The sequence below is a fragment of the Virgibacillus litoralis genome (genome assembly GCF_017873675.1).
GTDB classification, from domain to species: Bacteria; Bacillota; Bacilli; order Bacillales; family Amphibacillaceae; genus Lentibacillus; species Lentibacillus litoralis.
The window spans coordinates 67178-76485 of record NZ_JAGGKK010000019.1; the positions used below are offsets into that span (position 1 = coordinate 67178).

A 9308-nucleotide genomic window follows, 5' to 3' on the forward strand; every position below is an offset into this window, starting at 1 on the left:
GATCAAGTTATTATCATCGCCTTGTTTAACTCTTAGCTTCTTCTAATAACAGTGATAATGAACTATTTTGTCAGATCTTGGTACCAATCACCAATGATTGTAACCTGTAAATTATCTATAACTTTGCTCTTCATATTAGTGTTTGGATTCAGTAGAATGGTTCCATTCTGAGACAATCTATTTAATTTTGACCTTGAAATGCCAAGAATTTGTGCTATTAGTTTATCTATTCTAAGACCAAAATCATGTTTATAACAAAGTCTAATAGTAACCTCGTTAGATAGTTGTGAATCAAGTTTTTCTTTTCTTAACTCGTATCGTATATCTGTATTTACATCACTACATAGTTTTCTTAATCTATTGATTTGAAAAGCATAGTACCAGATTGTCTCTTTATCATTATTCATAAATTTTTGAATTAGCCAAGAGTCAATTTTATTAATATTTACTCTCGATAAAATAGGGTAATTCCAAGTTCCCTCACAATGTATACAGTTATAAATAAGCCAAATATCAACTATTTTCTGATTCGCATTTACCCTGAATTTCTCACTACAATAAAATTCTGTGTTCGTTTTACATTTACTGCAATTTCGTTTTATATAAGGTGTTTCCTGAGCAATGATCTCATAAGTGAACAAATTATTAATACTCATACACCAGTTCCTCCTATTTATTCAGAGGAACGCAAAAAACGGTTGATGGAGAAAATTTCCCATTAAAAAAGCGGAATACCTTACAGGTATCCCGCTGGAAGTAAAACAACTGACTATCCTGCGTTCCCTGTAATGGCTAAAAATAGGCACACTTCTCCCGTCATTGAACAATAATTCAAAAAAGAAATGTACTATTTAGTTACTAAACCATTACAAGTATGTTGGCAAATCCAGTTCCACCTTCCGTATTTCTCCTATATTCTTAGTATACCATTATAATGCTTTATATCAAGATTAGGGGCAATACCAAAACTTACTGCAAATTTTCAAATCGATACTCTCCTCACCCCTAAAATTTACAATTTAATCTTTAATAAAATGGCCCTATTTCTTTTATCAAAAAACAATCATTTCTTAAGGACAGTCCTTTTAAAGTTCAAATTGGCCCTGAACAATTTAGATGTGCAGCTAAAAATACAGGCAACCCTATTCAGTTAATAACTGAGGTAATCTCCAAACTCATATAATTCCGGAATTGTTACCGGTAATTTGCCTTCTGGATTAACCTCACCACTTAGCACTCTGGCTAGTGCTTCGATAGATACGTCACGGTTACCGTACGTAGCTAAGTAGCCATCCACCTCTGGAAACGCCATTATGTCATATGGATTACGAACCGCTGTTACGATGACTGGCTTACCTGTTTCCATTAGGGATTCTACTAAACGCTGCTGGGCATTGTTCGTATTTGCAGTATACGTTGTCACAATGATTTTATCAGCATCTGCTGCTCTTGATGTTGCTTCAGCGATTTGATTAGTGCTTGGACTTGTGTTTGTTGCGTAATCACTAGAGTCGTACCCTTTTTCCCTAAGCAGATCAGAGAGGTAATCAGGATCTCCTGCAGATGGGCCTGTTATAAATAAACTGCCGGCATCATCTAAAGGCAGTAAATTGTTTTCATTTTTAACAAGTGTAATACTTTTGTTTGCAATTTCGGTTGCTTTTGCAAAATTTTCTTCTGTACCAATGTTTTCAATTTCACTTGGGTCCGTATACGTATCTCCGAATAGTCCCTTCTCCATTTTGGCTTTCAATATTCTGTACACAGATTGATTTACACGATCCTCACTAATCTCTCCACCTTGAACTGCTTCTAACACTGAATTATAAGCCACTTCTACGTTAGGTGGGTTTAGTAAAATATCATTTCCTGCCTTAAACGCTTCTACAGCAACACGGTCTGGTTCAACGACATTGGCACCTGACATGCCTAGACTGTCAGTAACAATCAATCCCTCAAAGCCCATTTCCTCACGTAAAAGTCCCTGTAAAATTGGCTTAGATAGCGTTGCTGGCAGACCTGAATCATCAAGTGCCGGAACAACGATATGGGCAGTCATTATTGCATCTATACCATTATCAATTGCTGCTTGAAATGGCTTTAAGTCAACATTATGCAGCGTCTCTAAGTCATGGCTGATAATCGGCAATCCGTAATGAGAATCAACATTGGTATCTCCATGACCAGGGAAATGCTTAGCTGTTGGAATGACACTTTGATCTTCATATGCCTGCACCTGGGCAACAGTTAAATCTGAAACGAGATCGGGATCTTCACTGAATGAGCGAACACCGATAACCGGATTTTCCGGGTTAACGTTCACATCTGCTACTGGGGCAAAGTTCATGTTAATACCAAGACTGCTTAATTCCTCGCCCATAATAGCTGCAGATTGTGCTGCATATTCGGTAGACCTGGTGGCTCCAAGTGCCATATTTCCAGGAAACACTGTACCAGGACTTGTAATCCGCTGTACAATTCCACCTTCCTGGTCCGTCGAAACAAATAATGGAATTGGCATACGCTGATCCAACGCTATATCTTGTAGACCATTTGATAGCGCATTAACCTGTGTTTTATCAATCGGTGTTCCAATATTACCTGTCCAATTGAAATAGATAACACCACCAATATGATATTTTTCGATGGCTTTTTTAAAATTCTTGGCTCCTCGGTTCATCCGTAAGTTTGTGTCTTCATAATTAGGATCTGTCGGGGTTTTACCGTACATATGAATGACGAATAACTGGCCAATTTTCTCTTCCAAGGTCATATGGTTTATTTTGTTAACAATCCAACCATGCTTGACTTTTTCACCATCACCCCAGCCAGGATGGGTCGGATCGTCCCAGCCATTTGCAAAACTTGTCATTGGAAAACTCATTAAAATAAGCAAGAAACTGGAAAGAATCGCAAACAATCGTTTCTTCATTTGAATTTCACTCCTTTTAATCTAGTTATCTCGTGTTAAGAGTACCTCTGTCATTACCGGTAAGTGATCAGATGCTTCAGTGTCTATCACTTGGGTGTTTGTCGGGCTTAGATCTTGGGATGTGAAAATATAATCAATACGTTTTTCTGGTGAAGTCTCTGGGTAGGTATAGCCATCTCCACTTCCTGCTTCATTCCATGCATCATTGAACCTATTGAAAAGCGGCTGCAGCTCAGGAGCATCAGGTGTTGCGTTCATATCACCGACTAGAAAGGTGTTTTTTTGTTCGGAAATAATACTGAGCATATCGTCTACTTGCATTTCTCGAATATACGGGTCTCCTCGGTAATCCAGGTGTGTTACATAAAAGGAAACGTTGACACCCTTCACATTTAGCTTAACGCCAGGAAATCCAGGAGCAGGACTTGGTTCAGGCACAGCATCTTGTGTCGAGAGCCTTGTTATTTCGTGATTTTCAGAGTTGATAATAGGGTATTTACTTAAAACAGCTAGTCCATATTTTCTTCTTGGGTCTTCTTCATTTAGTGGATCTTGATTATAAATTGGGGCAAAGAAGGCATGCATATCTAACTTTTCAGCAAGGTATTCAACCTGATCCTGAAAGTTGCTGCGATACCCCCAATTGACATCCACTTCCTGCAATCCAATTACATCTGCTCCAGAACTTCGAATTGTTTCGGCAGTATGATCGATATCGTACAATCCGTCACTTCCAATTCCTGCATGAATGTTAAAGGTCATTACGTTCAGTGTTATGTCTTGGTGTTTGTCGGGGTCATTCTCAGAAGCTGCTGTGGCCATCGGTGAAATTAGAATCATTAGAAGAGCAATGAAAATTACGATAGCCTTATTCTTCATTATCTAACCTCCTTATATTATAACTCTATTATGTTAGTTCTCCTCCTTTCCAAACTATTAACTCTATCAAGTTAATAGTAGCTTCTGGAAGATAGCCTGTATATAGTACGATAGAATTATTATTTAATAATTCAGAATAAACAGAGTAAATATTACCTATTTCCCCCACGTAACTTTTGGCTCATGTTTTTATAGCCTAAGTTGCACTTATGCAGTAGAAAAGTTTTATATACAGCTAAAAAAGCCGGGGTAGGCACCCCGACTTTACTAATAACTATTTGAACATGGAAAGGTCAACTGAATCAGCCATTTTCTTATAGCCTAAATCATTAGGGTGCAAGTGGTCCCCAGCGTCATATTTGGGAAGAAAACGTTCATGTTCTTCTGGATCTCTTAGTGCTTTGTCAAAATCAATTACTCCATCAAACTCGCCACTTGTCCTAATCCAGTCATTTACCTCCTGACGCGTTTTCTCTTTTTTTGAAGTATACATTCCCGAACCTTTAAAAGGCGTTAACGTACCACCATAAATTTTAAGTCCTTGTCCATGAACAGAATTGATAATTTGCCTCATTCGTTCAATAATTTTATCCGCATCATATTCCGGATAATGTCGAATATCATTTAATCCTTGATTTAGGATTACTGCCTTAACACCTGTTTGGCTAAAAACATCCCGTTCTAGCCTCGCTAATGCATTCTCACCTTTATCGGAATGACTGTTTATTAATTGATTGGCAGAGATTCCTGCGTTCAATACAGACATTTTGACATCAGAACTACCCTGATTAAATCGTTTGGCTAAATAATCAGGCCATCGATGATTGGCATTTACTGTCGAGTGATTTCCATTCGCAATAGAACTTCCCACTACAACAAGCGAACCTTTTACGGATGGATCAGCTACAACATCGACTCCATCTAACCAAAACCATGCTTCTTCTTTTGTTTTAAATGCTGAAGTATCAGAATCTGAAACATGATTCCCAGTTGAAATATACGTCGTTTGCATGGAGCGCGGGTGCCATGTAGCTGGACCAGTTTTATCCTTTACATAGAGACTTACTGCCAAATTTTTATCACTATTTACTTTAAGGGGAATAGGATCACTAAATTCTTTCTCCCCAGAGGGAATGGTTACCTTTTCATCGCCTCCAAATGTAACTTTTTGGTCTGTACCAGGAATAATCTCAGATCCATTTTTGGTAATCGCTACATGTACCTCGTCGATAGATAGCGGGTCCAAACCAAATGTATTAGATAAGCGAATGCGCATCTTTTCACCGTCTATATGAGGTCGAAGAATTAACCGTATGGTTTGATTTTCAAATCCTTTATGAGAAACTCCATCTTCTCCAGGTGATTGCATACTTGCAGTCCAAGCACCCATCCACTCACCCTTACTTGAGTTAATTTCATTTGAAGATCCCCATCCCTTTAAGCCGTAGATGCTGATGAATATTATAATGGTAATGAATAAAACATATAATAGACGCCTCATGATTTTCTCGCCCTTCATGCTGATGTCGATAGGTTGCTGCACCTTATACTATTTTATTCGAAAAGCGGGGTCCTTTTCTTAACGTTAAATAATTTTTCCCAATTTCAACATTATCCGTTTTTTTCTAAGAATGATTAGTTAGTTCTTTGCGCTACCTTATCATTGCTTTCTCCACGTAAAACCATCAAAACAATTGGAACAAGAATTAATGAAATTATACCGCTGCCAAGTGATAACGCGGTAAAGCTGGAGTTAACTACAACAATACCTGATAAAGCTCCACCTGCAGCCCCTGAAAGTGCGATTAAAACATCTACTTTCCCTTGTATCTTGGCACGGTTTGTTGGTGTTGTTGCATCTACGATAAGTGCAGTTCCGCTGATCAGGCCAAAATTCCATCCTAATCCCAATAAAGCTAATGCGATCGTAAGCATGACTAAAGAATCAGTTGGCGCATAAGCAGCTATTATACCAGCTAATAATAACGTAAATCCTGACGCTCCCGCCATCACATTACGCCCAACTTTATCAACAAGTATTCCTGTTACAAGTGAGGGAAGATACATTGCACCTATATGAATCCCAATTATTAGTCCTACTTCTCTTAATCCATGCCCATGGTCTCCCATATGCACAGGGGTCATCGTCATAACAGCAACCATGACTATTTGGGTTAAAACCATTACGGTAGCACCAACAATAATGACTTGCTGATTTATTTTAGGTGTTTCGACTTTATTTTCAGTAATTTTACTTTCATTCTGTTGATCTTTTAACGCAAGTGCTTCAGCAACTTTAAGTGGATCTGGGTGAAGTGAAATTAATAGCACTAAACCAGCTAAAATAAAAGCGGCAGCAGCCAAAATAAATGGTCCAGCTAATGCAGGTATACCCAATAACATAGCGAATTTTCCCATTACATCTACTAAGTTTGGCCCTGCAACAGCACCAAAGGTTGTTGCTACCAATGCCACACTTACTGCAGTTGCTCGTTGTTTTGCATTTGCTAAATCAGTTCCTGCATAACGAGCTTGCAGATTTGTTGCTGTACCTGCACCATAAACGAGTAAAGAGACAAATAATAGAATAACACTGCTCGTTACAGATGAGATAACAACCCCAACCGCTCCAATACCACCAGCTATGAATCCTGCTGCAAGCCCTGTACGACGACCATGGCGTTGAGAAAGGTTTCCAACAATTAGTGCAGCACCTGCTGATCCTAATGTAAATAATGCGATTGGAATACCTGCAAGGCTATCTGTACCTAACATGTCCTCTGCAAGTAATGCACCTACCGTTATACCAGCTGCAAGACCCGCTCCACCAAGAATTTGTGCAATCACAATAATAATTAATGTGCGTTTGTATAATTGTCTCTGTTTTTCTGGATTATCAACATAGTCCTGTATCAATTCATTGTTATTCTTGTCGGTATTTTTCTGTCTAGTCATGTATCTACATCCTATCTAAACTAATATAAGTTCTAGCATAACCTTAAGCTCTTAAGTCTTTGTTTATTCAATTCAAAAGAATCATATTTTATCATCACCCAAAATACATACGGGGGTATACTATATTATAAATTTAAACCTTAAACTTTGCAATGAAAACAATTAGGTGACAATACATCAGAAAACAAGACTTTAGACTTACAACCACCTTTAAGCTTTCTAGTTTAGAATCATATATACGCTGTAAATTCAGCTTATTGACAACACGAAATAATAAATATAATATACGGATAGGGGTATGGAAGAGAGTTAACTCGAACAATTGTGGATCAGTGATTCTATTTGGTTCGTGAGGAGACAAAATATGGCATATGTATTTTATTAGAAAACTTGGCTTATCGCTTTTAGATAAGCCTTAGTTGCACTTATGCAGTAAGAAAGGATTTATACTTTCTTAACTGCTAAAAAATTCTATTCGGTTCAAGAATTATACATAACCCTATACAAAGGTTTTAGAACAATGAAGTATATGGTGAAGAATAAGAAGAACAAGACTTTGACCGCAGAATTCAGCGAAAGAATTATGCTTGCAGTTACCGAGGTTAATGGCTGTGAAGTATGTTCTTATGCACATACAAAAATCGCCCTAGAAAAAGGGCTGAGTAATAAGGAAATTCAAATGCTATTATCTGGTAACGTGGAAAGGGTTTCTCCGGATGAAGTCGTAGCGATTGCTTTTTCCCAACATTATGCAGATACCAAAGGAAATCCTACACGTGATTCTTGGAACCGCCTCGTGGATGTTTATGGGACTACAAAAGCACTAGAAATTTTAACTTCAATTCGTACTATTATGCTTGGAAATGTTTATGGTATTCCTTTGGGAGCATTTCGTAGTCGTTTAAAAGGTAAATTAATTAAAGAAAGTAATTTATTATACGAAATTAGTATGATTCTAAGTATTTTCATATTTTTACCAATTTCGTTTATACACAGTTTAATTTCCTCATTATTGAGAACACCGGTTATACAATTTAAGAAAGCTTAATCAGGCACTGTAAATAGTGAATTCGTTTTTTAGGTGTTTAACTATTTTAATCCTAATGTAAACCTTATTTACTCAGTCCTGAATATTTTATCCTATTGTTGTTACTGCCAATAAATAGCCACCCCACTATGAGGTGGCTATTTTACAAGAACTAATTAATGTCACTTTGTCAATATTCTTTAGGAATAAATAAATCTTCAATGACATGGTTATGTCTTCTGAATGACTTTTCTATATATGAGTCTAAAATCGTGCTCCCATTGTGAACCATCATGTGATGTTTCCCATGAACTTTGTATTGTATCTCCAGACTCATTAATTTCTCCAACAAAACGCTGGCAAAAGTCTAATTGTGAAAAATCAGATGTTTCTCTCCACAATTTCCAATAATTGTTTTCAAAACTCATATTATATAGACGAGTTACACCTCGTGAATCAAAGTAGTGTTGTAAATAACTACCAGTAATACAATCATAGTCATAAACAATTGTACTGCTTGGGAACTCGGGTTGATTTATAGAAATTCGCTGAACCATAAACTTCTCTCTCTCCATCCAATCAAATTTCGTTTGTCCATAAATCGAATTAGTTTGGAAATGCGGATGAATAACTTCTATTTCCCATTCACCAAAGAAAAACTCCAATCGGTTTATCATTTCATCACGAACTGATTTTTTCATGAATAATGGATTTCCCCTTTTCATTTGAAATTTTCATAAGTTAAAACTCACAACGAAGTTCTTTTAAACTCTCTAGCCCGGTAGTTGAATAAGAAACGATGTTTATAACTTGAATCTAGTTGAAATGTCTGTGAACTAGGGGGCTGTATTCATTAACCCCTGTATGCTTTCTGTAATTCCGCAAGATCAAGTTTCTTCATTTTTAGAGTTGCTTGTGTTACACGTGCAACTTGTTCTGGTGTTCCATTATTCATCATCGCTTCTTTTTCTCTCGGTACAATCTGCCAGGACATTCCATACTTATCTTTCAGCCATCCACACTGCTCAGATTCAGGAACTGCGGACAACTCGTTCCAGTAATTATCAATCTCTTCCTGCGTGTCACAATATACCGTCAATGAAATTGCCTCGCTAAAACTGAATGGATGATTTCCCGCACTGTCCATTGCGGCTAACCTTTGATTCTCAATAATAAAATCTGAAAACATAATGCTTCCTTCTTTGTCAGGTTCCATACCTTGAGGGTAACGGGCAATTGATCCTTTCTTTGCGTTATTGAATACTGATAGATAATAATTGATCGCCTCTTCGGCTTTGTTGTATTGATCACCGACAAACATAAGCGAAGGCATGATTGTAGGCCGCTCTTCGTCTTCAGGATTGGTTAAAATAAGTTGCCACGACAAACCATACTTATCCTGAATCCATCCATATTTATCACTACCATGAAAATTAACTTCTAAAATAACGAGAAAAAGGCAAAACTAAAGAAGACGCAGCTCATTGGTTTTTTTAAAAGGGAGAGCGCCAAATT

General features: G+C 37.3%; 8 protein-coding genes. 1 reads left to right on the top strand and 7 read right to left on the bottom strand.

Going from position 1 to position 9308, the window contains the following annotated elements; translation table 11 throughout:
• Positions 1-62: 62 nt before the first annotated feature.
• From J2Z82_RS15525 to J2Z82_RS15545, 5 genes are all read right to left on the bottom strand, one after another.
• The gene (locus J2Z82_RS15525) at positions 63-656 is read right to left on the bottom strand and encodes a DUF1062 domain-containing protein (protein ID WP_209481689.1); all 594 of its coding nucleotides are present in this window, start codon (positions 654-656) and stop codon (positions 63-65) included.
• Between the two features lie 494 nt (positions 657-1150).
• Positions 1151-2932: a glycoside hydrolase family 3 protein gene (locus tag J2Z82_RS15530; protein WP_209481691.1), complete on the bottom strand. Its 1782-nt coding sequence runs from the start codon at positions 2930-2932 to the stop codon at positions 1151-1153.
• 21 nt (positions 2933-2953) lie between these two features.
• The gene (locus J2Z82_RS15535; RefSeq protein ID WP_245251742.1) at positions 2954-3811 is read right to left on the bottom strand and encodes an endonuclease/exonuclease/phosphatase family protein; all 858 of its coding nucleotides are present in this window, start codon (positions 3809-3811) and stop codon (positions 2954-2956) included.
• 274 nt (positions 3812-4085) lie between these two features.
• On the bottom strand, positions 4086-5312 hold the full coding sequence (locus J2Z82_RS15540; RefSeq protein ID WP_209481692.1) for an SGNH/GDSL hydrolase family protein: 1227 nt from the start codon (positions 5310-5312) through the stop codon (positions 4086-4088).
• Positions 5313-5446: 134 nt separating this feature from the next.
• Positions 5447-6766: an MFS transporter gene (locus J2Z82_RS15545; protein WP_209481694.1), complete on the bottom strand. Its 1320-nt coding sequence runs from the start codon at positions 6764-6766 to the stop codon at positions 5447-5449.
• Positions 6767-7295: 529 nt separating this feature from the next.
• Here J2Z82_RS15545 and J2Z82_RS15550 point away from each other — a divergent pair.
• Positions 7296-7814: a carboxymuconolactone decarboxylase family protein gene (locus J2Z82_RS15550; RefSeq protein ID WP_280923005.1), complete on the top strand. Its 519-nt coding sequence runs from the start codon at positions 7296-7298 to the stop codon at positions 7812-7814.
• Between the two features lie 209 nt (positions 7815-8023).
• On the opposite strand, the gene J2Z82_RS15555 is transcribed toward J2Z82_RS15550, so the two are convergent.
• Together J2Z82_RS15555 and J2Z82_RS15560 are read right to left on the bottom strand one after the other, a co-directional pair.
• A complete protein-coding gene (locus J2Z82_RS15555) occupies positions 8024-8494 on the bottom strand; it encodes a hypothetical protein (protein ID WP_209481698.1) in 471 nt (156 codons plus the stop codon).
• 152 nt (positions 8495-8646) lie between these two features.
• Positions 8647-9180, bottom strand: a complete 534-nt coding sequence (locus tag J2Z82_RS15560) for a VOC family protein (protein ID WP_245251743.1) — start codon at positions 9178-9180, stop codon at positions 8647-8649.
• Between the last annotated feature and the right edge of the window lie 128 nt (positions 9181-9308).